Source organism: Promicromonospora sp. Marseille-Q5078 (genome assembly GCF_050315395.1).
Classification (GTDB): Bacteria; Actinomycetota; Actinomycetes; order Actinomycetales; family Cellulomonadaceae; genus Isoptericola.
On the sequence record NZ_JBNPQG010000002.1, the window covers coordinates 42,840 to 64,819 of the forward strand.

Annotated in this window: 20 protein-coding genes; 6 read left to right on the top strand and 14 right to left on the bottom strand. The window is 70.4% G+C overall.

Annotated elements, in window-relative coordinates; genetic code table 11:
- Nucleotides 1–57: 57 nt before the first annotated feature.
- From ACQFYA_RS21010 to ACQFYA_RS21075, 14 genes are all read right to left on the bottom strand, one after another.
- Complete coding sequence (locus tag ACQFYA_RS21010) at nucleotides 58–681, bottom strand: hypothetical protein (RefSeq protein ID WP_499127779.1); 624 nt, start codon at nucleotides 679–681, stop codon at nucleotides 58–60.
- 14 nt (nucleotides 682–695) lie between these two features.
- Nucleotides 696–4,175 carry an AfsR/SARP family transcriptional regulator gene (locus tag ACQFYA_RS21015; RefSeq protein ID WP_499127889.1) on the bottom strand — a complete coding sequence of 1,160 codons (3,480 nt, stop codon included), beginning with the start codon at nucleotides 4,173–4,175 and terminating at the stop codon, nucleotides 696–698.
- Nucleotides 4,176–4,177: 2 nt separating this feature from the next.
- Nucleotides 4,178–4,636, bottom strand: coding sequence for a pilus assembly protein TadG-related protein (locus ACQFYA_RS21020; protein ID WP_499127782.1), 459 nt, complete (start codon nucleotides 4,634–4,636; stop codon nucleotides 4,178–4,180).
- A 3-nt stretch (nucleotides 4,637–4,639) separates the two neighbouring features.
- Nucleotides 4,640–5,122 (bottom strand): TadE/TadG family type IV pilus assembly protein, encoded by a 483-nt coding sequence (locus ACQFYA_RS21025; RefSeq protein WP_499127784.1) that lies wholly within the window; start codon nucleotides 5,120–5,122, stop codon nucleotides 4,640–4,642.
- The gene (locus tag ACQFYA_RS21030) at nucleotides 5,119–5,520 is read right to left on the bottom strand and encodes a TadE/TadG family type IV pilus assembly protein (RefSeq protein WP_499127786.1); all 402 of its coding nucleotides are present in this window, start codon (nucleotides 5,518–5,520) and stop codon (nucleotides 5,119–5,121) included. The genes ACQFYA_RS21025 and ACQFYA_RS21030 overlap by 4 nt, the downstream gene beginning before the upstream one ends.
- A gap of 8 nt (nucleotides 5,521–5,528) precedes the next feature.
- Nucleotides 5,529–5,735, bottom strand: a complete 207-nt coding sequence (locus ACQFYA_RS21035) for a hypothetical protein (protein WP_499127787.1) — start codon at nucleotides 5,733–5,735, stop codon at nucleotides 5,529–5,531.
- Nucleotides 5,736–5,845: 110 nt separating this feature from the next.
- Complete coding sequence (locus tag ACQFYA_RS21040; protein ID WP_499127789.1) at nucleotides 5,846–6,757, bottom strand: type II secretion system F family protein; 912 nt, start codon at nucleotides 6,755–6,757, stop codon at nucleotides 5,846–5,848.
- On the bottom strand, nucleotides 6,754–7,626 hold the full coding sequence (locus tag ACQFYA_RS21045; RefSeq protein WP_499127791.1) for a type II secretion system F family protein: 873 nt from the start codon (nucleotides 7,624–7,626) through the stop codon (nucleotides 6,754–6,756). The genes ACQFYA_RS21040 and ACQFYA_RS21045 overlap by 4 nt, the downstream gene beginning before the upstream one ends.
- On the bottom strand, nucleotides 7,626–9,185 hold the full coding sequence (locus ACQFYA_RS21050) for a TadA family conjugal transfer-associated ATPase (RefSeq protein WP_499127793.1): 1,560 nt from the start codon (nucleotides 9,183–9,185) through the stop codon (nucleotides 7,626–7,628). The genes ACQFYA_RS21045 and ACQFYA_RS21050 overlap by 1 nt, the downstream gene beginning before the upstream one ends.
- Nucleotides 9,182–9,976, bottom strand: a complete 795-nt coding sequence (locus tag ACQFYA_RS21055) for a CpaE/TadZ family protein (RefSeq protein ID WP_499127796.1) — start codon at nucleotides 9,974–9,976, stop codon at nucleotides 9,182–9,184. The genes ACQFYA_RS21050 and ACQFYA_RS21055 overlap by 4 nt, the downstream gene beginning before the upstream one ends.
- Complete coding sequence (locus ACQFYA_RS21060; protein WP_499127798.1) at nucleotides 9,976–10,668, bottom strand: SAF domain-containing protein; 693 nt, start codon at nucleotides 10,666–10,668, stop codon at nucleotides 9,976–9,978. The genes ACQFYA_RS21055 and ACQFYA_RS21060 overlap by 1 nt, the downstream gene beginning before the upstream one ends.
- A gap of 34 nt (nucleotides 10,669–10,702) precedes the next feature.
- On the bottom strand, nucleotides 10,703–11,383 hold the full coding sequence (locus tag ACQFYA_RS21065) for a hypothetical protein (RefSeq protein ID WP_499127800.1): 681 nt from the start codon (nucleotides 11,381–11,383) through the stop codon (nucleotides 10,703–10,705).
- Entirely contained in the window at nucleotides 11,380–12,324 is a 945-nt protein-coding gene (locus ACQFYA_RS21070; protein WP_499127801.1) for a ParA family protein, read from the bottom strand. The genes ACQFYA_RS21065 and ACQFYA_RS21070 overlap by 4 nt, the downstream gene beginning before the upstream one ends.
- A gap of 557 nt (nucleotides 12,325–12,881) precedes the next feature.
- Complete coding sequence (locus ACQFYA_RS21075) at nucleotides 12,882–14,618, bottom strand: MarR family transcriptional regulator (RefSeq protein ID WP_499127802.1); 1,737 nt, start codon at nucleotides 14,616–14,618, stop codon at nucleotides 12,882–12,884.
- A gap of 1,242 nt (nucleotides 14,619–15,860) precedes the next feature.
- Here ACQFYA_RS21075 and ACQFYA_RS21080 point away from each other — a divergent pair.
- From ACQFYA_RS21080 to ACQFYA_RS21105, 6 genes are all read left to right on the top strand, one after another.
- Entirely contained in the window at nucleotides 15,861–16,946 is a 1,086-nt protein-coding gene (locus ACQFYA_RS21080; RefSeq protein ID WP_499127804.1) for a replication protein RepA, read from the top strand.
- A gap of 98 nt (nucleotides 16,947–17,044) precedes the next feature.
- On the top strand, nucleotides 17,045–18,697 hold the full coding sequence (locus ACQFYA_RS21085; RefSeq protein ID WP_499127806.1) for a hypothetical protein: 1,653 nt from the start codon (nucleotides 17,045–17,047) through the stop codon (nucleotides 18,695–18,697).
- Nucleotides 18,690–18,926: a hypothetical protein gene (locus tag ACQFYA_RS21090; protein ID WP_499127807.1), complete on the top strand. Its 237-nt coding sequence runs from the start codon at nucleotides 18,690–18,692 to the stop codon at nucleotides 18,924–18,926. Before ACQFYA_RS21085 ends, ACQFYA_RS21090 begins: the two co-directional genes overlap by 8 nt.
- Nucleotides 18,927–18,930: 4 nt before the next feature.
- Nucleotides 18,931–19,608, top strand: coding sequence for a hypothetical protein (locus tag ACQFYA_RS21095; RefSeq protein WP_499127809.1), 678 nt, complete (start codon nucleotides 18,931–18,933; stop codon nucleotides 19,606–19,608).
- Nucleotides 19,609–19,773: 165 nt separating this feature from the next.
- Nucleotides 19,774–20,196, top strand: coding sequence for a hypothetical protein (locus ACQFYA_RS21100; protein WP_499127811.1), 423 nt, complete (start codon nucleotides 19,774–19,776; stop codon nucleotides 20,194–20,196).
- Nucleotides 20,166–21,527, top strand: coding sequence for a DUF2637 domain-containing protein (locus ACQFYA_RS21105; protein WP_499127813.1), 1,362 nt, complete (start codon nucleotides 20,166–20,168; stop codon nucleotides 21,525–21,527). The genes ACQFYA_RS21100 and ACQFYA_RS21105 overlap by 31 nt, the downstream gene beginning before the upstream one ends.
- Nucleotides 21,528–21,980: the final 453 nt, after the last annotated feature.

Genomic DNA, 21,980 nt, shown 5'->3' on the forward strand with positions numbered 1-21,980 from the left:
CGGGCTGCGCCACGACCACCAACGAACTGGCTGCGAGCGCCAGTCCAGCGAGGACTCCTAGATGTCGTCGCACTGGAGGTCCTCCTTGTACTCGGTGAAGGCGACACGCCACTGGTCAGCGTCTGGGTAGTCGTAGTTGGCGACGCCCACCCGCTTGACGCCGGTGTCCTTGCGGTCCGGCGAGACGACGGACTTGCCGTCCTCATCGACGATGTTGAGGTCGCTGACGTCGTAGCAAACGAGGAACTCGACGGTCGGGACGTCGTCGCCCTTGGGCTTCAGGTCGGTCTTGGGCTCCTTGATGTCGACGATTTTGGTCGCGCCGATCGCGTGCTGCTTCAGACCGCGCGCGGCGCTGAGCTGGTTCTGGAGATCGTTGAGAGCGGACCCGATAGCAACCGACTTGAGCTCCTCCTGCTTGAAGTCCTCTGGGTCCTGCATCGCGGCGGCCTCGACGTCGTAGTAGTCGCGGACGGCCTGCTCGCCGAGCTCGGTGGCCTCTTCCTCGGGCGTCTTGGACTCCGACGGGGAGGGCGAGGGCGACGGGGAGGTCGTGATGGTCGCCGACTCGGTGGGGGTGGGCTCGCCTCCGGGGGTGCCCTGCTGGCACGCGCCCAGGACGACGCTCATCCCGAGAACCGCGAGCGCGGCGGGGATGGTGCGGCGGATGGTGCGGGTCATGGTGGGGTCCTTCCCTAGAGGCTCTCGGCCATGAGGCGGTCGAAGTCGATGCCGGGGTTCTTGAGGGCGGTCAGCAGCTGTTCGGTCTTGGGTTCGAGGTCGCACTCGAGCTGCTCGGTCACGGTCAGCAGGCGGTTGATGGCCTCGGCTTCTGCGGCGGGGTTGTGGCTCTCGTGCGCTGCGAGGATACGCAGACGCCAGAGGTTCTCCTGGGCCGGCTCGATGCTGAGGCCGACGACGACGGCGTGTTCGGCGGCGCGCCAGCGGCCGTCCATGAGGCGGCGGCGAGCGAGTGCGTAGGACGCGTCGACGATCTCGGAGATGAGCTGCTGCTTGATGGGCTCGGCCCATGCGTACCGGCGGCGGTGGGAGCCGTGGAACGGGGTGCCGCGCACGAGCTGGAGCGCGTCTTCGAGGTTCTCGGTCGGGGCGTTGAGCGGGTCGTGGCTGATGAGCGCGTCCCAGGCCGCGGCGTCGGAGGTGACGTCGGGGTGGAAGGCGTAGCCCTCGCCGGCCTGGTGCGGGGGCAGGTAGTCGTCACCCGCCGGCGTCTTGCCGACCCAGCGGCGCAGCTTCGACGTCGCGGTGTTGCGGGTGTTGAGGTTGTCCTCGGTGCGACGGTCGGGCCAGATCGCGTCGTCGATCGCGGTGTGGGTCGCGCCGGGGTGCAGCGCAAGGTAGGTCGCGTACTCCAGCAGGCGTGCCCGCTTCGACGGCTCGACTTTTCCGCCGGCGTTCAGCAGGTCGACGGGGCCCAGGACGACGACGTGGGGTGCGTCCTCACCGGCGGGCTCGGTCGCCGCGAGGGCCTCCTCACCCAGGTTCACGACGTCGTCGGTGGGCTCCTCGGCGCCGGGAGCGTCGTTGGTCGCCACCTGCTCCGGCACCGCCGTCTCGGCTGTCTCGCCCTCGACGGCGCTCGCGGCCGCAGGGCTGTCGACGGCCTCGTCGGGCTCGTCGACCTGGGTGTCGGCGAAGTCGTCGTCGTCAGTGTCGGTGATGGCGGGCATCGCGGCCGGCGTGTGCAGGACGTCGTAGTGCAGGTCCGGGATCGCGGATGCCGTGGCCCGGTGGTGCGCGTCTGCGGGGTCGTCGACGGGCACGACGGACTCGACCTCGGCGAGGCTCGGGTCGCGTGCCGGCTCGCCTTCGAGCTCCTCGACGTCGGTCATGGCGGCGAGCTCCAGGAGGTGGCCGTACTGCTCGGACGGCAGTCGCTGGGGCCGCAGCTCGAGCCCGATCGGGGCGAGGGTCGCGACGTCGGCGCCGGTGCTGGGGTCGGGCAGATCCAGGCCCCAGGAGGTGATGTGGTCGCCGCTGGTCACGGCGGCGAGCGCGACGCGGGGCAGCTCGTCGATGAAGCCGGCGAGCTCGTTGCGCTGCTTGTCGGTGATGTTGCCGCCGAGCAGGACGATCTCGGGCGTCCAGGCATCGGGCACGGTGCCGGCGGCGCGGGCGGTGTTCAGGTCGCCGGCGCCGGCCTCGGTCAGCGCGGCGCGGTCCTCAGCGGCACGGGTGGCGAGGTGGTCGACGAGGCGGCCGATGGTCGGCAGGTAGCGGATGCGACCTGTCTGCAGCGTGTCCTCGAGGTCGGGGAACGCGCCCACGAGGGTGACCTGGAGGTCGTCGGCCCAGGTCGACAGGGCGAGCTCGATCGCGAGGGCAGCGAGGATCTCGCGGGTGTGCTGGTCGTCGCCGGTGATCGCGAGGGCGCCGAGGTGCTCGAGGTTGAGGAAGACGTGCCCGTCCTCCTCGTCGTGGCCGATGGTCACGAGCGCCGGGTACGGCGCCGGGGTCTCCTCCGCGAGGGCGGTCTCGGCGGCCGCAGGCGTGGCGTGGTCGATGTCCAGGCGCCAGACGGTCTGGTCGTCGGTCCCGATCCACGGCAGGGGCAGCTGGGCGGGCTCGGCGAGGTAGAGATCGAACTGGGTGGCGGTGAGGCGGGCAGCGCGCACGTCGGGCAGCGGCCCGCCGTCGGTGCGGCAGTGGTGTGCCAGGGTCCGCAGCGCGGTGTCCACGGTCTCGATCGACAGGCTGTCAGCGGTGGTGCGCAGCTCTGCCTCGGCCTCGACGAGCTCCGGGCTGGGTGCCGGGATGCGCTGGCCAGGCTGACGGCGGCGCTGCTGGTTTCGACGTCGGGCGATCACGAGCCCGAGCACGCCGGCGGCGAGGATCGCGCCGACGCCGTAGCTGGTCCGCGCGACCCACTGGTCCGCGTCCGCGTCGCTGGGGTTCGCGGCGTCGGCGTCCTCCACGTTGTGGGTGGGCGTCTCGGCATCGGCGATCGCGGCGTCCGGCTTCGCGGTCGCAGGCAGCTCGGGGCGATCGCCCGCCTCGCTGGCCGTAATGTCCGCGGCCCCACCCGAGGCTGCGGTGTCCGTGGCCTGGGTCCCCTCGGCGGCGGCCTCGGACGCCGCGGACGCGGCAGCTGCGGCGGCCGCGGCCGCCTGCGCGACGTCGCTCGCACGCTCCGCGGTCTGCCGCTGCGCGGCCGCCGTGTCAGCGGTGGCTGCTTCCATCTTGGCTGCCGACGCGGCCGTCTTCTTGGGCGTGCGCTCCTGCCCGGCGCTACCGGGGATCTGGACGGTCCAGCCGACGTCGATGACGTCGGGGTCGGTCAGGTGCCCGCCACCAGGCTGCTCGATGCTCCGCGAGGCGTCGTAGACCTCCTCGTACCGGTCGGCGTCGCCGAGCTCGGCCTTGGCGATCGAGGACAGCGTGTCGCCCTGCTCGACCGTGACCTTCTTGCCCGTGCGCGCTTCGTCCTTGCCCGACGCCTGGTCGGCGCCCTTGCCCGCCGCCGGCGCCGGGATCTCCAGCTCCCACCCCGCCTTGATGAACGAGGCCTCGCCGTGCAGCACACCGGGGTTGAGCTTGACGATCTCCTTGAACCGGTGCCCGTCCCCGAGCTGCGTCTTCGCGATCGACCACAGCGACTCGCCCTGCTGCACCGTGTACGTCACGGTCTTCGGAGCCGGCTTGGTGACGGCCTCCTCACCCGCGCCGGCACGGCTAGCGCCAGCCGGCGCGGCTGTCGTGACCCTCGCGGCGGTGGTCGGCTGGTCGACACTCTGCGTCGCCACCACGGGCGCCCCGTTGCCTGGGCCGGCGCTCGCCGGCGCGGCATTCGCGACGTTCGCGGCGGGGATGGCGACGAACAGCATCACCGCGGCGCTGACGAGGCCGCGCGCGGCCGACTGCGGTACTTGCAGGCCGCGCATGTGCGGTGCGCGCACCCCGCGCAGCTTCGCGACGATCTCGACGAGGAGCGAGAGCGTCAGGAACGCCCAGGCGAGCCAGGCGATGACCTTGAGGGCCGCGACCGCGAGGGTTCCGTCGTCGGGGCGACCCAGCGCGGTCGTGAGGTCGCTCCACGAGGAGATCCCGCCCTCGAGCGGATTCGCGCCCACCGCGAACAGCACGGCCGGCAGGCCGACGATGATCGCGAGGATCCCGACGACGGCCACCAGGCCCACGAGACGACGTCGAAGCATGCTCACCGCTCAACTCCCCCCATCACGCGCGTCAGCCGCGCCTCGGCAGTGCCTGAGACCGACAGGCTGCTGGCGCCGATCATCGACAGGAACACGGTCTTGTACTTGCCGTTGACGGTCACCACGAGGCGTGTCCCGCCTCGGACTTCCACGGTGCCTTGCACGCCGGCGGCGTCGAGGTAGGCCTTCGCGGCGGCGCGGGCTGCGTAGGGGTCGACGGTGACGCCGTCGCCACGGATCGCCTGCGGGGCGGCGATCTCCTGCCCGCCTGCGCGGGCGGCTTGGGCGGCGACGGAGCGCACCTCCTCGAGCTTGTGCACCTGGCCGTTGAAATCCACGGCGATGCCGATGCACAGGAGGATGGCGGCCATGAGCATCGCGACCCACACAGTCAGAGAGCCGCGTTCGGGGTCGCGGCCTTCGAGGTTGGTTCGTGCGTGCATCACGCGGCGGATCGTCATCGCTCAGCGCTCCCTGTAGGTGTCGAGCGGGCTGGTGACGGTCGAGGTGACGGTCTTACGCGTGGGGATGCCCGGCAGGTCAAGTCCGGCCAGGTTGACGACGCAGGTAACGCGCGCGGTGACGCTTGCGGGTGTTCCGGCGGGCGCGGCGAATCCGCTGGTGTCGACGTCGACGGTCGTGGACAGGCAGCCGACGTCCTGGTTGGCGAGGGTCGCGGTGGCGCCGTCGGTGGCCATCCTGATGGCCTCGGGCTGGGTGCGGGCGATCGATGCGGTGCGGGCGGCCTCGGTCGCGGCGGAGTTCACCGCGAGGTTCGCGGTCCAGATCCGGGCGCCGAGGCCGATCGCGGCGAGGCAAAGAAGGAGCACGGGCAGCAGGATGACGAGTTCGACGCTCATCGAGCCCCGCTCGCGGGCGGCCTGCCCTGCCCGGCGCCGGGCGGGGCGACGGACGACGCGGCACTTTCGGTGCGTGGTGCGCATCATCCGGTCACCCGCTCAACCGGCATCGACGCGGACTTCACGATCGTCGGCCTCCATGCCGGGATGACGCTGGTGGTCTTGACCGTGACCACGATCGTCGCCTCGGTCACGGTCCGCGTTCCGGACACGCTCTTGGCCGGCGATCCGAGCGACGACGCCTCCACGAAGTCCTTCGCCGCCGCGATGCCCATGTCGACGGTCCCACGCTCCCCGGCTGCGACCCGTGCTCCCTCCTGGGCCGCGGCAATGGCGGTCGCCCGCCCCTGAGCGACGAGGGCTCCTTGCATCAGCCCGAACACGATCAGGAGCACGATCGGAAGGATGAAGGTCAGCTCGACCGTCGCCGATCCACGCTCGCGCGATGTCGAGCGGGCGTGGCGAGCGGTCGCGGGGCGTCGCACGGCTGCGCTCAGCCGAAGATCTCGCCGATGCGGGTCAACACGCCGGCACGCAGGGCGGCGCCGGCGGCGATCGCGATCGCCGCCAGGATGGCCAGCACGATGACGACCTCGACCGTGTGGGAGCCGCGCTCGGCGTCCTCCGTCTGGAGCTTCTTGCGCACGGAGTTCTGCAGGGTGATGCCCATCAGGTGGGCGGTGGCGATCAGCTTGTGCATGGTCATCTCTCTTCGTTGGTCTTCCGCTACTCGCAGAAGGTGCAGTGGAGAGGGGTTTTGTTACCCCGGATCCCGGATTGATTTTCCCTGACAACCGCCTTGAGGTCGCCCTACAGGTCAGAGGCCAGGCTCAGCAGGCTGGGCGTGACCATGACGAGGACGAAGACCATGGCGAGCAGCGTGGCCGGGATGGTCAGCCGCTCGCTGGTCGAGTTGGACTTCGCGAGCTCGGCGTTCAGGTTCGCGGTTCGGATTCCCTCAGAGCGGGCGCGCAACTGCGTGTAGACCTGGGAGCCTTCCTTGCTCAGCCGCATGATGTCGGCGAGCTCCGTGAGCTCGGGCAGGCCCAGCTCGTCCGCCAGGGCGTTGAGCGCATCCCACGGCGCCTTACCGTTCCAACGGGAGCGCGCGAGTTCCTCGGACAGCCGCCGGAAGACCCAGCTGTCGCCCACCTCAGCGGCAAGCTCCATAGCCTGGCGCGCACCCGACCCGCCGAGCCGCTCAAGCGCAACGAGATCGGTGTAGGCCCCCAGAGCGTGCGAGAACTCCTTGCGAGCCTTCTTCGCGTCGTCGCGAGCGTTCAGATCCGGCAGGAAGAACAGCGCCGCCCCCAGAGCCAGGGAAGCCACGAGCGGGAGGCCGAACGAGACCTGCATACCCATCACGGCCAGGAAGTAGCCCACGACTGCCGGGAACGCGAGGCCCACGAGCCCGAAGATCACCTTCTCGCCGTAGTACCGGTGCAGCGGCACCTGCAAGATCGCGAGCTCCTTGGTCGGCGGGGTGCCCCACCAACTCGTCGGGAACCGCTTCAGGGCCCAGACCCCCAAACGCTCCGTCCTGCTCGCGCCACTCTCAGCGAGGGCATCCGCCTCCGCCTGAGCCTTCGCGCCCGCGGGCGAGTTGCGCCGAACCACGTCGGCGAGGTCGGCCCGGGCGGGCATCAGCCGCCAGATGAGCAGGACGACGCCCGTGGCGAGCAGGGCCCCACCCAGGATGGCAATCTGCAGGCCGGTGGTCATCGGCTCTCCTTTCCTCGCACCGACGCCCCCAGGAAGCGGGGTGTGGTGCCTCCGACGGTCATCCGCCGCATCCAGATCAGGAGCGCGGCGTACATCGCGATGTAGGTCATCAGCAGTACCTGCCCCAGCGGGGTGCTGTAGGGGGTCAGGAAGGTTCCCGAGAGGGCCAGCAGACCAAGCGCGACGGACACAATGAGGGTGACGATGCGCGCCGTCGTGCGCGGCTTCGCACGGTCGGCCTCGATGGCGCTCGCGGCGCGGACTTCCTCGGCGACGGACTGCGCGAGGGTGTTCAGCACCGAGGCCAAGCCCTGACCGCGGCGGCGGGAAGCGAGGATGAGGTACGCGGCGATGGTGTCGCCGACCTCGTCGTCCAGGTCATCGGCGAAGGCGCGCAGGGCTTCTTCGGTGCTCACGCGAGCGCGGAGTCGTGCCACGAGGCGGGTCACCTCTGGGCGGATCTCCTTCGGGGTGGAGCGCAGGGTGGCGCGCAGCGCTTCCTCCAGGCCGAGACCGCCGACGAGGACGCCGGCCAGGCCGCGGGTCCACTCCTCCATCGCGTCGAGCTTCTTGATGCGGTCCGCGGCGGGCGGTGCTCCCAAGAGGGCGGGGATCCCGGCCAGTGCCAGTGGCACGGCCAGGACCGCAATGAACCACCCGGTGATCAGGTAGGTCAGCACACCGGCGGCGAGGCCGGCGAGCAGCAGGATGCGGGTGCGGCGGGTCATGCCGGTCCAGCGGCGGCCCAGATAGGACCCCGTTCGCGGGGCGGAGCTCGGCGCGGGCGTCTTAGGGCGCAGGCCCACGATGACGCCGATGAGTCCCGTGACGACGAGGGCGCCGCCGAGTGCGGGGATGATCGCGGGCATCAGGCCACCCCCGGCGCAGACGCGTTGAACCCGTCGTAGTCGAATCCGTACCGCGCCAGCTCAACGGCCAGATCGGTCGGGATCGACAGGGGCAGCGCGGGGCCGCCGGCGGGGTTCGGGATGAAGATGTTCGACGCGGCGTAGCCCTTCGCTTCCTCGCCGGGCGTGACGTGCACGATCTCCGAGACCCACCGCTCTCGGCTCCAGGACTCGTCGCCAGTCTTGGTGGTCTCGAGGTGGACCTGCACGATCAGGTCGATCGTCTCGGCGAGCTTGGACGTCGCGAGGTCACGGGTGACGTGGGGGCCGGCCTCCATGGCGCAGGTCACGAGCTTGCGCATCGCGGCCTCGCCGTTCGCCGCGTGGGTTGTCGAGATCGAGCCAGTGCCGGACTCCATCGCCTTGATCATCGCCCAGACCTCGCGGCCGCGGACCTCACCGACGATCTGACGGCTCAGGTTGAAGCGGAAGCTGTCGTAGAGGGCCTCGTCGAGGGTGAACTCGCCGGCCTGGGTGCCGTCGGCGGCGATCTCCCCTGAACCGGGGCGGGCCTCCCACGCGGTCACGATCGGGTGGAACTCGGGCAGCTCGTGCAGGTGCAGCTCGAACTCCGTCTCGAAGGTGCCGATCTTCTCGTGCGGCTCGAACTCAGCGCACAGGGCGCGCACCATCGTGGTCTTCCCGGCTCCCTGGGCGCCGGCAACCACGATCGACTTGCCGGCCTTGACCGCCGCCGACAGGAGGCTGGCCTGCACCTTGGTGAGCATGTTGCGGCCGACCAGGTCGTCCAGGGTGATCTTGCGTAGCCGGTGGCGGCGGATCACGACCGACGGGTGCGCGGTGACCCACGCGGCGGCGGCCAGTCGCGACCCACCGTCGAGGCGCATGTGCAGCCGCGGGGTGACCGAGGAGAAGCTTCGGGCGTTGACCTCGCTGCGGGAGGCGATGAACGCGAGGAAGTCGAGGAGCTCGGCATCCGAGTCTGCGACCGGTTCGGCCCGCACGAGCCGCCCGTCAGTCTTCTCCAGCCAGACGTTCGCGGCGCCGGTGATGATGATGTTCTCCACCGTGTCGTCGTCGACGTACGGCTGCAGGCGCCCGAGACCGAAGAGGGCATTGAAGACCGCGTTGGCCATCTGCTCCTGCTGGGCGATGGTCCAAGCCTCGGCTCCGTCGTGGATTCGGTCCGCGGCGGTGGACTGCAGCAGCTCCTGGATGAGCGCACGCCCGAGCTCTCGCTCGGAGTCCAGGTCGGTGCCGCGCTCGTCTCCCAGAGCCGACGTCAGCTGCTCGGATGCCTGGGAGCGCAGGAGCGCTACAAGCTTCCAGTCGATGCTGCCGGCCACACCCGGAGGCTCCTCCCCCGCGGGTGAGGCGTCGTCGTGGTCCGGCCAGTCCAGGACCGCGGTGCTGACGGACGCTGCGGTGGGCACGGAGGCATTCGTCCGTGCGGCACCGATGGCACCCGCCAGCGCGTGGGCCGGCGGCCGCGTCGTCGTCGACGGGTCCGTTCCGCCGAAGATCGGCAGCGAGGTGGGGTCTTCGGGCAGGTCGCTCATCGCGGGCTCCTGTCAACGGTCATCTCCAGCTGAGCGCGGGAGGTGGCCAGGGTCGACTGCATCGCCTGAATCGCGGCCCGCAGGGACTTGTTCAGCGGGCCGGAGGCGAACTTGCGGTGGGGGTTCTCGCCATGGGAGTACACACGTGCACTGTCGGGGTCCCAGGCGAGGGTGGCCGTGATTGGCAGGTTGAGCACCTTCGCGGCCTCGTTCGCGCCGTACGGGCGTCCGGGGCCGATCAGGAGCGCGCCCAGAGCGTTGGTCGCCCCGACGTGCTCGAAGGAGCTGATGAGGCTCGGCGCCCACGAGCTTGCGGCCACGAGCCCGGGCAGGTCGCTGCGGGTGGCCATCAGCGCCAGGTCGGCGGCGGTCAGCAGCTTGTGGCCGAATCCCTCAAGACCGAGCCTGCCCAGGTCGACAATGGCGTCCTGGCCGTTGCGCTCGAGGGACTTGAGGAGACCGGCAAGCGGCTCCCACAGCGGTTCCAGCGATCGGGCCTGGTTGTGGCGCAACGGCCCCGTCAGGACCTGCACCGTGGTCTTCGGGATCGTAAACAGCAGCCCGGGCAGATCCTCGACCAGAGTGCCCTGGCGGTGGGAGACCGCCAGGTCGACGATGTTGGCGCTCGTCGGCAGCTGACCGCCTCGGAAGTAGCCCGCGCTGATCGCGCGGGTACCAGCCGGGTCCGCCTCGATCACGACGACCGGCCGAGGCCAGTTCAGCGCGAGCCCGAGGGCGGCCGTAGTGGTACCTGGGGACGCCGACGCCGACGTCAGAGCGATGAGCGACATCAGCTCTCCTTCTGGCTGGTGTCGAGCACAACGGCGACCTTCCCCGTGGCGGCGCGCGCGGCGACGTCGGGAGCCTCATCGTGGGGCACCTGCACATTCAGCACGGTGTTTCCAGTGACCTCATCGCCAGTGATCCCGACGACCTCGGCCTCCACCGCATCCGCCCCAGTGGACGCCTCCCCGAGCTCGCCGGGCGTAGTGACGATCCTGACGTTGTCCCCCACCCGCAGCTGCCCGGCGGGGAGCATCGCAGCCGTCAGGCTGACGCCCACCACCGACGTACCATCCGCGGGGATTGGGTTGTCCGTGACCTGCTCAGCGGTGACCACTCCCCCAGCCGGCATATCGAGCGCGGCACGCTTCCCCACGAAGGCGTCAATCTCGCTGCCATCGACTGGGTGCAGAGCCGGGTCGACGCTGATCTTGACCTTCATGAGGTCGTCGGCGGTGATGACCTGGCCCCGCTCGACCGTCTGACGCATCGCCAGAACGGACCGCGCCTCCGACGTGGAGTTGTACGCCCACACGCTCAGGAGCGCGCCCAGGCAGATCACGGCGATGGCGCCGACGATCAGCAGCGGACGGCGCCGGGCTTTCGGGGGTGCCACGGTCGGGGCGGCGTCCGGCTCGTCGCCAGGCTTCGAGCCACGCCGGGCCGATCGCGTGGCCTCGGTGGGGGCTGTGGTGGTCATCGTTCGTGCCTCTCGCAGGTGGTGTGGTGGATGGTCAGTTGTCGACGCGGAGGTACGCCTTGAGCGCAACCGTGATGAGGTGGCCGCGGGAGCTGGCGCCGAATTTGTCCACGAGGCCGTCCAGCACCGTAAAGTCCGCCTCCCTCATCCGGTAGTTCAGAGGCGTGAGCGGACCGTCACCAGCACGAGACGCCCTGCCCCGGCGCGGTGCGAAGAGCGAACCGCCAGCAGTAGCGCCGGGGTTGATCAGGCCGTCGAGCTGGTTGTAGGTCGCCTCGAGCGCCACGATCATCAGCTCACCGTGCGACAGCCCCTCCTTCTTGCAGCGCGCCTCGACCGGGTCGATGAGGAACACCGGGATGTGCACGTTCGACGGCTTGACCTTGTCTTCGGGACCGTACGGGCCGTCGACGTCGACGTCTGTCGTGGGCTCTTCGACCTCCGCCGGCGTCTCGGTCGTGGAGGGCTTCCGCTTGCGAGGGCTGCGCGGCTTGCGTGCGCTCTGCTCGGCGGCGCTGGCCTTCGTCGCCGCGGCAGTCTTCGCCGGAGCCGGCGGCGTCGGCTCGGCACGCTCGTCCGACTCGGTGACCGACTCGGACGCGGGAGCCTGCACCGGGGGCTCCCCCGCGGGCTTGGCGTGGGGGTCCGTGACGATCGGTTCGACCTTCGGCGTCAGTCGCGACGCCTGGGGGGCCTTACGCTTCGGCGCGCTCATGCCGACACCTCCGTGGTGAGAAACTCGCGCAGGACACGCTCGGCGAGGACGTCAAAGAGCTCGACCGTCTCGCGTGCCTTCTTGTCGTTCCAGGCGCTGAGGGATACCGCTGCGCCGTCTGCCTCCTTGAGGCGGTTCCACTTGGGGATCCAGTTGCGAATGCCCGGGACCTGCTCGCCGTTCTCGACCCGCGTGTACGGGATCCCGAGCTCCCAGACCTTGTCGCCGAAGTACCCGCGCAGGTTCTCGAGCTGGAACTTCTCCTCGTTGGTGTTGTCCCAACCGGATACCACCACTCCCCCGACGCGCAGGCTGGAGTTGTAGAGGTCGTCGGCGTGGTCCTCGACGAACGCCGCGACCTTCATCGCCCCGTCGATGCCGTCGTACGCAGCGTCAGTGATCAGCAGGACGTAGTTCGAGGCAGCCATGGCCATCTGCACCAGGTGTCCGAGGTCGGGCCTGGTATCGATGAGCACCACGTCGTACTTCTTGAGCCACTCCCCGGTGAGGGCCTTCTGGAGCCGCCGGATCGCGCCGACGTTGCCGGCTTCGCCCTCACGGTTGATCAGGTCGTAGCGCGCCGGCACGACGTCGATCAGCTGCGCCTCCGCCGTCGGGTTCCCGTCGTCGTCCGCCCACCCACACGCGACGACGGCGTCCTCGGCGACGCCTGTCTCGTTCGCGGCGATGACCTCGGACGCTGTGGGGATCGGGTTGGCAGGGTCCATCTCGATCCCGAGACGTCGCGTGGCGTTGGCCTGAGGGTCGAAGTCGATGACGAGGACTCGCAGGCCGAGACGTGCCAGAGCGGCGGCCAGCTGGATGGTGGTGAGCGACTTGCCGACACCGCCCTTGAAGTTGGCGAGCATCAGGCACGCCGGCGCTTCGTTCACGCTCGCGAGCAGCCGTGAGCGCTCTTCGGTGCTGAGCCTTGGTGTCATTCCGGAGCCTTCCTTGGTTGTGCTCGTCTGGTCCTAGAAGGTGCCGTGCGGGGCCGCGTTGTGACCGCTGGCGGTCAACTTCCTCGTGGCCCCTGCGTGCCTCGGCGTCTTCTGCCGAACCTCTGAGCGTCAGCAGTAGGGCTACCTTCGCGCACCGTGTACCCCTTTGCGGGCATTTGGCCCCGCAGGTTGGACAACGGTTTGGCATCGCTGGTCTGCCCGTGGCCTGCCTGGTGCTACGTCACCTGATGGCCCGTGGTTTCCGTGCGGCCCGGGCTCTGCTCTGTTGGTTTGGGGCCCGCAGTTCCACCGCTGGTACGACTGCATGGCAACCACGTTCGCTCACCTGTTCGGGTATGGCTACACATGTGGCGGCCCGCAGACGCACAGTTCGTCGCCTGCTCTCAAGACTGTTGTCCCTCCACTGTTGGAGTGGTGTGCAACAGGTGTGCCACCTCGCTACGTATATGAGCCACCACCAGGCCACCTACAAATAGTCACGTCTCGCACACAAGCTCCGATAACGGACAGTCACCTGATGGACTACAGACGCACTTCTAACCGGTGCGTGCCAGACCTGTGGCGGCCAGCACTGTCCACTCGTCCAAGCCGTGGGGGAGCAACGGCCAGCGCCACGCCTCCTCTGGCTCATCCGTCGCGTCCTCGCGGGCGATCTCGTGTCGCTGCAGGTACATCCGCCACAGACGCCGCTGGCGCCGGTAGGCCGCGAGCTGCGCCGCTACGGCCTCTACCGCGCCCAGTTGCTCAGCGACGGCCACGAGGTTCTCAGGCCTTGCGGTCAGGCGCCCCACGACACCGCGCTCCACCAGGCCCCATGCGCAGAGCATCTCCACGGCTTCGTGCGCCGCACTGCGACTCATCCCGGTGGCCCGAGCTACCCCGGCCACCGAGGTGCCCGCACCGCTCTCGATCGCCTCGAACACGAAGGCCGCAACGTGCCCCAGCACCCGGAAAGCAGGCCGGAGCCCATGCGCCTTTCCCTTGTCCCAGCGGAGAGATGCCGCGCGTTCCCGCAGGTCAGCCGGGAGCGCGAGCTCCCACACGTCAGCGCTCTCTCCCAGGGCCGAGCTCACCTTCGCCACCCAGCCCGCACCTGCCAAGGCGTGGAGGAGCGCAGAGACCGTGGAGTGGTCCATCCCTGCGCCAACAGCGAGCGCCCGGGTGCCGACGTTGATGCGAGTGGTCGACTTCTTGTGGGCGAACTCGGCGATGGTGCGCAGGAGTATGCGGCTGCTTCGGCCCGCGCGCCCGGGGAAGCGGTGGTGTTCGGTGGCGCGGAGGGCTGCCCGCCAAGTGCGGATGGCTTGGTGGGTGCCCGGTTGGAGGCCTGTGGTTTCGAGGTGTGGGTACCCCCCCTGTGAAGAAGGCTCGCTTGTGTTGGATCTGCGGACATGGGCTGGCCGTGGGCTTGCTGCGGGTCTGACCTGCGGGCCTGCGGGTGGGTGGGCGCTGACGTGGGTGGTCGCGGTGCGCCAGTCGCGAAGGATGCGGCGTCGGGTGTCCTGGTGGTGGGCGTAGAGGGATGCGAGTCCGCGCCAGCGCCCGTCCTCGAGGCGGGTGACGACGTCGGTGAGGCTCCAGCCGGCGGCGACGGCGGCGGTCATGACGGCGGCGCGAGCTTCGGAGGGGGAGGGGTAGCGAGTGGGGTCGTAGGTCGCGTTGCGGGCGATGTCGAGGATGCGCTGGCTGATGCGGCCGTCGCGGGCGGTGCTGATGTGGGTGTCCGCGAGGCCCGTGTGCGTCTCAGGGGCGCGCTGGACGTGCAGGTGGTGGATCTGGGGGCGCAGGCGGGTCTGGATGGTCTGGACGACGTCGGGGGAGTTGCGGTGGTGCTCGAGGAGGTCGACGACGTCGGGGAGCAGGGTGGTGAGCTCTTGGTAGGCCTGGCCGCTCTTGTGCAGGGATCCGGGGGTGCGGATGCATCCGGACTGGATGGAGCGGTGAGGGCTGGGGTCGAGCGTGGGGAAGATGAGCTGGAGTGCCTCGACGAGCTCTCGCGCGGCTGTGTAGGGGAGTCGGTCGCGCAAGGGGATGTAGATGTGGCGGCCGCCGTTGGGGGAGATGTCGGCGAAGGTGCGCGCGCCGCACTCGGTGAGCCAGGCGGTGAGGCGGGCGGCTTCGCTGGTGACGTCGTCGGCGGTGGCGTTGGTGGTGTCGAGGTCGAGGCAGAGGGTCTGGCAGCAGCCGTCGTCGCCGTAGATGAGGGGGGCGGCGGGCCCGTTGAGGGGGAGTCGGCTGGTCAGGGGCTGTTCGTGCTTGGTGTGGTACGACACGGTCCACTGCCCGTTGCGGCGCCCGCGGGTGCCGATGCGGACGCGAGCGCGGCCGGCGATGGCCGCTGCGGTCGCTGTCCACTGCTCCCGGGGGGTGGGTGCGGCTGAGCGTGCGAATGTCGGCGTGTCGCCGACACTGGCAGTGGGGGTGGGTATGATCGCTCCTAGATAGTGCGACGGACCCCAAAGGGTGCGTCGATCGGGGCCCATCACCTCGGCCGGCAAGCATGAGGGTGGTGGACTTCGGATTCTGGCCCGGCCCCTTCGGGGGCCGGGCCGCTTGCTTTTATGCGGTTATGCAGGGATGTCGAGAGTCTCCTGTGCGGTTCGGCGGGGGGTCGCGGTCGCCGTGTCGGCGTCGATCAGAGACCCCAGGTAGTCACTGAGAGAGAGGCCGCGCCGCGCCGCAGCGCGATGAGCCCTCTGGTGCTGGTCAGGCGTCACGCGCCCTCGCAGAGCCACACGGTTGCCGTCGAGCTTTGGCTGGGGCACCGTGAAGTCGCCTCGGGCCTTGCCCGCGCGGTCATTGGTGCTGGTCATGACGGTGAGCATGCCAGCAGCGGGGGAGTGGGGCCGGTACCGGTCCCGGCGTGTCGGGCATCGAAATGTTCGCCGAGCTCTACCGTCCTCGGGGCAGGCGTGCCGCGGGCAGCAGTAATCCACAGGTGTCAACTCAGGTTGCCGCTTGTCCGTGTGTATCTGGGGGCGCGCTCGCCTGGGTGCTGCAAGGGTGTGTGTATCCGGGGGCGCGCGTCATGTTTGCGCAGGTCAGCGTGTGTGTATCTGGGGGCGCATGGCTCGCGGAGTGGTCCTGATGGGGGCGCAGTTGCTCGGTTGCCCGTGTGTATCCGGGGGCGCGCCGCGTGTGTATCTGGGGGCGCCCCCCTAGGTATTTCTGCAGGTCAGGCCCTGTTTTCGACGGTGCCCCTGTAGTTCTCTCCTGTAGAAAACTTCCTGTAGTCGTGGCCGGGATGCCTGTGAATCTGGGGACAACCCTCAACCCGAGCACGGCGAACACCGCACGAGCCCACACCTGTCCTGTCCGCGTGAGATCGCATCGGCACCCACTTCGTGGTGCCGCGACAGCGCGCCCGCCCGCCGCTGGGCTAGCCCGTCGTGGGCTTGCTCTGAACTCGTAGCGGGCGGCGGGTAACAACGGGCCCCCGGGGTGCACCTTCCGAACACGACGGAGAACCCGAGGTTTGGAGTGCGCACCATGGCCGCCAGCGAGCGGAAGTCGTCATGACGACGCCCACCGAGACCGTGCAGCAGCGGGACACCCATGACGACCTCCCCGCGGGCCTGGTGTCCCTCGCGCGAGAACATGCCGCCGACACGGGTGAGGCGGGGGACCGGGAGGTCGTCCCCTTGCCGGGAGTCCTGCCGCCTCAACTGCCCGAGGCCAAGCGAACCCAGCTGCGTATCACCTCGCGTCAGCGCAACGTCGTGGACGCGAAGTTCGCGATCGAGAACCAGCGCGCGGCTGACGCCGGCGAGATCGGGTACGCCGCACGAATCTGGACCCAGCTGGCGCTGCCCTACACCGACCCGGGCCCGGTATCGCGGTGGGAACGCCGCAACGGCGACCTCGCCCTCGTCGTGCGGCCCGCCACCCTGGTCGCCACCGACGGCACGACCAGCGACGGGTACCCCTTCGGCGCCCTGCCGCGCTACGTGCTGTCGTGGATGGCGACCGAGGCCGTACGCACCCAGAGCCCGTGTCTGGACGTCGGTCGGTCCTTCAACGACTTCATGAAGCGGCTGGGACTGGGCCACAACGGACGCGACGCCAAGCGCCTCAAGGACCAGATCTACCGACTCGTGGGCGCCACCATGCAGGTCCAGCAGGTGCGCAAGGCAGGCGAGAACACGCACGTGCACGGCGAGCACTTCACCGTGGCCTCCTCGTTCGACCTGTGGCTGCCCGCCCACGACGACGTGGGGGAGGACCAGGGCGTGCTCTGGAACAACACCGTCACCCTCTCCGAGGCGTTCTTCTCGTCGATCATCGAGGCCCCCGTGCCGGTGGACCTGCGAGCGCTGCGAGCACTGCGCGGGGCCCCCATGCGGCTGGACATCTACACCTGGCTCACCCACCGCCTGGGTTACATGAGCGGGTCCACACTCGTGCCCTGGCCGTCCCTCGCCGTGCAGTTCGGAGGGCAGTTCTCGCGGCCGCGTAAGTTCAAAGAGACCTTCGTCAAGAACCTCATCACGGTCGCCGAGTTGTACCCCGCCGCACGGTTCAGCGTCGAGGACCCCGGGCTGCTGCTGTTCCCCTCCGCGCCGCACGTGGAGCGTCGTCAGCGCCGTGCGCTCGGGTCCTGACGACACCGCCCCGCGATGCCCCCACAGCGGCACCGGATTGGCGGAGGCCTCGTCTACCGTGACTGCAGCATCCGGACCGAGCAGGAGGTCGGCACACCATGCGGCCCATCAGTTTTGACTACAGGCCCAAGCGCACTGCGTGGCTGGACTACAAGACCGGCCGCGGCGTCACCGACAGCGGCGCGAGCATCAGGCCCAAGGTCGGCGAGCGCCGCAAGTTCCCGAACCTGGCTGACTTGCTGGACACCGCGCACGCCATGGGCGCTGAGCGGATCATGCTCACCGGTGCCGTGCCCGAGGTGGAGCCGGGCGACAAGGGGCACTGGCTGATCGTCAAGACCCCGGGGTGGAAGGCCAGCGGGCACTGGCTGAACAAGCCGGTGACCGGCAGGTTCGTCAACGAGGTCTCCGGGGAGCCGCTCGAGGTGCGCACGGTGGAGGAGTGGTTCTCCACCAGCGACCTCAGCCCGATGCAGGCACGCGACGCGTGGGACGTCACCGCGCGCGTGCTGGCCGACGCGATCCCACACGCCGTGATGGCGCTGACGCCGGCCAGCACTGGCGCGAACGCGTGGGCGCTGTCCCTGCCGAAGACGATCGGCGGCCGGCGGCCTGGCGGCAAGGGCCCGGTCGTGGGCGGAGAGCCGTTCGAGCTCGAGCCCCTGCCCAAGGACATCGCCGAGGAGCTGCACTTCACCGCCGGGCAGCACCGCGTCGAGCACCTGACCACCGGCCCTGACCGGTGCGACTGCGGGGACTGCCTTGCCTTGTTTGACGCCAAGGCCACGCCCCAGCTGGAGACGTTCTCCTACGTCGACGGCCGGTTCATGTACGCCGCGTGCTGCCGTGAGCTGGGCACCATGCCGGCGCACCGACTCAACGGCGCCGCGGCCGCCGATCTCCTGGACCGTGACCCGTACGCTCGCGCGCGGTACTACGTGCGCTTCACTATCCCGGACGGCTGGCAGCACGTCGGCCTGCTCGGCGTAAAGCGCGCCAGGCGGGACGACGGCTGGCACTACCCGAACCGCCCTGGCACGACGTTTGAGACCTGGGCGGACGCCGTCGAGGTCAAGACCGCGCTCGACGCCGGATGGTTCGTCCAGCCGCTCGAGGGCGTCACCTTCAGGAAGAGCCGTGTCCTGGACACCTTCGCCGACCGAATGACCCGCGCCCGCGAGCGCGTCAACGCCCGCCCCGACATCGAGCCGCAGGTGCGTCGCGCGGTCGCCGCGGCCCTGCGGTCCATGCTGATCCAGACCATCGGGAACTTCGCGTCCCGCCTGCGAGGTCGCACCGTGACGGTCTGGTCTATCGACGACGTGCCGCAGGCCTACGAGAAGACCGTGCAGCGCTACGGCGATGCGTTCACCTACGAGATGCCCGGACGAGAGCACAACGCGCGCGAGCTTGCCTTCTACCGGCCGGAGCTCGCTGCCCAGGTCTGGGCCCGCGCCCGCAGTCGGGTACTGCTGTCCCCGCTGGCGACTCCGACCTACCCCGGCGGAGTCCTGGCCATGGACCCCGCCACCCTGATCGGCATCAACGGCGACGCGATCTACTCCAGCGTCGTGCCGAATTGGGCCCAGCCCGTCGACCAGCCCGACGGCGGCGACGACGGGCGCGTCGGACGACTGCGTCTCAAGGGTGTCCTGCACGACGTGCCAACGCCCCTAGACCTCCATGCCCGCAACGAGCTGCGCGCCAAGGCCGAAGCCGCCGGCGTGCCCGGGTGGGAGAGTGATGTCTGACCTTCAGCCCGGTGATCGCGTCTACGCCACCGGCCCCTACCTGGCCCAGATGCGCGAGTACATGCGCGCCACCACGGGGACCGAGCCCAACCATCACGGGACCATCGAGAGAGTCGCCGGCGACCGCGTCCTGATCGTGTTCGACGACGGCCAGGCCGCGCCGTACCCCGCTGATGAGGTTCGGCACCTGAACCAGGAGGTGAGCGACCGTGGCACCACCGAGCGATGAGGCGATGAGCGTCGCGGACATGTTGCGCCGCCAGCGCGGCCGCGGCGTGAGCGTCGCCGAGCTCGCGCGGATGCTCGACCGCTCTCCCCGGATGATCCGCAAGATTCTGTCGGGGGAGACCTCCGGCGAGGCCTACCGCGGCGCGGTGACGCAGCTACACGAACGGGGGCGTATCGCCGCCCCGCCGGCTCGTCGTCGCGGCAAGGACGGGCACGTGGTCGCCGTGCGCGCCAAGTCGTCCGCCGGCGGCGGCACCCGGGTCCCTGCGGAGCCTCCGCGCAGACCGCGCCCGGGCCGGTTCTCGGAGTCCATGACGCCCATGGCCGGCGGCACCCGCCAGTACGAGTTCACCGCCCCCAAGACGCGTGATGCCAAGGGGCGTCAGCAGGCCAACGCCACGATCGTCTCCCGGCTGCGCTCCGCCGCCAAGGGACAGCGGTGGGACCGCAAGAAGGTCAAGTTCGACATCCAGCTGTCGAACGGGCACTCGATGACCGTCGGGTCCAAGCACGGCTACCAGGTCAGCAGCGTCCTCGGACGCTCCCGCGGCTTCGAGGGCGACGCGCTCGGGTGGCTCAAGACCCAGGTGCAGCACCGCTACCCCGACCTCGACAAGTCCGGTGTGCGAATCACCAACCTCGTCATGACGGTCTACAACCACCGCGACGAAGCCAGGCACTGACGCTCGGGCCCAGGAGGAGCACCTCCTGGGCCCGACCTGTGTCCGAGGGCCCACGACCGCCCGGCGGTGCCTCGTGACCTGGCGATCTACGCCCGTGCGGTAACAGCCAGCGTCCGACATGCACCTTCCGTGAACAGAGACGTTCACCCACCCCGGAAGGTCACCATGCACACCACGACCCGACCCCACCAGCGCCACGCCCAGGCGCCGCCGGCCCTGGTTCTGCTCCGGCCCCAGGCCCCGTGCCACGCGGGTGACCGGATCGAGCTCGAGCTGTACGCCTGGAACCACACCGCGGCCGGCAGCACCCGGCAGGCCACTGGCATGTCCCTCGAGTGCACCGTGGAGCGCGTCGTGTGGGACGACTGGCTGCATCCGGGGGAGTGGTCCCTGCACGTCACGTTCGCCGAGGAGCTGGACCCGCAGATCCAGCACCTCGCTGCCCGACGCGTGCCCGCCACCGACCTCCTGCGCATCGTGCGTGCGATCGACCCGCCCGACGACGCGCTGTGCCCCGCCTGCGACGGCGAGCAGCTGTCCGCACGGCACTACGACGCGTGCATCGCGCCGACCCTGCCGGACCTGTGACGGCAAGCCAGCACCCCCCTGCGCGGCCCACCACCGGTGACGGACCGTGCGCGACACCCAACCCCAGCCAGCACCGCCCCGTCCGATACAGGAGGCACCCCGTGAACCGCACCCCAGGCCGCTTCACCGCCCGGCTCGGGATCGCGATCGTGGCCGTCACCGCCGCGGTCATCTCGTTCACCCACGTCCAGCACGTCGCACGCGAAGCCGGCGAGAGCGAGCTGTCGGCGATCCTGCTGCCGCTGAGCATCGACGGCGCCATCGCCGCACCGGCGGCGGTGATCCTCGCCGAGACGAAGGCCGGACGCCGCCCGCCCCGACTCGCATGGGTGATGCTGCTGCTGGGCCTGACCGCGAGCCTCGCCGCGAACATCGCCGCCGCCGAACCGACGCTCGTGGCCCGCGCCGTCGCGGTCTGGCCGCCCATCGCCCTCGCCCTCGGAGTCGAGGTGCTCGCCGGCATGGGCCGCCGCGAGCGTGGCGACACCACCGGCCAGACCACCACGCCTGCGCCGAGCAAGCCCCAGCCCGCCGAACGGGCCACCCCCGATCACGCGACCGGGCACGACGTCGTCCCGGACCGCCCGGGCCACCACCTGGCCAGTGAGGCCGGCAAACCGGACGCGGACCAGGCGGCGGACCAGACCGGCGGACCGGACACGGACCAGGTAGCTGACCAGACCGCAGGCCGGACCGGGCAGGCGGAGGTCCAGACCGGCGGACCGGACACGGACCAGGCAGCTGACCAGACCGCAGGCCGGACCGGGCAGGCGGAGGTCCAGGCAGCCGAGCGGGCCACGGGCCGGGCCAACGCGCACACCGACCAGCAGGCCACCGGGCCAGCCCAGGCCGCCGGCCCGACCGCAGCTCCGACCCACCAGGCAGCCGCTCAGGCCGTCGGGCCGCAGGCCGCGAGCGCCGGTGACGGCCAGACCGCGCCGGCGGGCCAGGCCGTCGCTCGGGGTGGGACGCAGACTGTCGTGCAGGCGATCGCTGCGCCGGTTCAGGCCGCCACGGTGGGCAGGCCGCGGACCATGGGCACGGTGTCGGACCGCTCGCCGGTCCAGGCCGGAGGCGAGCGCGGGAGCACGCCGAGGGTCGGCGCCAGTGCGAGCAGGCCTGCGACCGCCGACGACCAGGCAGCGATCGAGCAGATCCGGAGGCTCGACGCGGAGAACGGCGGCGGGCCGGTGTCGCGTCGGGTAATCCAGGATGCGCTGGGGTGTGGGGCGTCCCGAGCTGATCGGCTGAGCAAGCTCGCCCGTCAGGCGGCGGGCCTCGCTGGCGTGGACGGCGCAGATGAGGACGCCCGGGAGCGCCGGGCCGCCTGACCGCGCCTGGCCCGGTCAGGTCCGATCGTCGGACCGGGCGTGTTCCGCCCCTCTTGCCCAGACCAGTCGGGCAAGGGGGGCGGACTGGTGTTCGGCCTGGGCCGGGTGTCTTGCCCGGTGGGCGGAGAAGTCTTGCCCGGGCCAGGCCAGCCCGGGGTTCGGTCTGGCACGGGCTCTCGAAGTCTGCGGCCAGTGGAGTCGCCGGGGCAGTCCGGACCGGTGGGGGCTGGTCCGGACCGGTGGGGGCGGTCTGGCCGCGCGTGCACACGCCTGGCCCCGCTGCGAAGCGCGCGACCCCACGACGTCGTGAGAGTGCTCGGGTCGTCGGCCTGCGTGGGCCGTCGGGGCAGACCGGCCCGGACCGGCCGGACCGGGCCGGGGAGGGCGCACCACTGGTGTCACCAGAGGCACACCGGTGTGTGGCGGTCGGAATGCTGGTGGGGAACAGGGGGG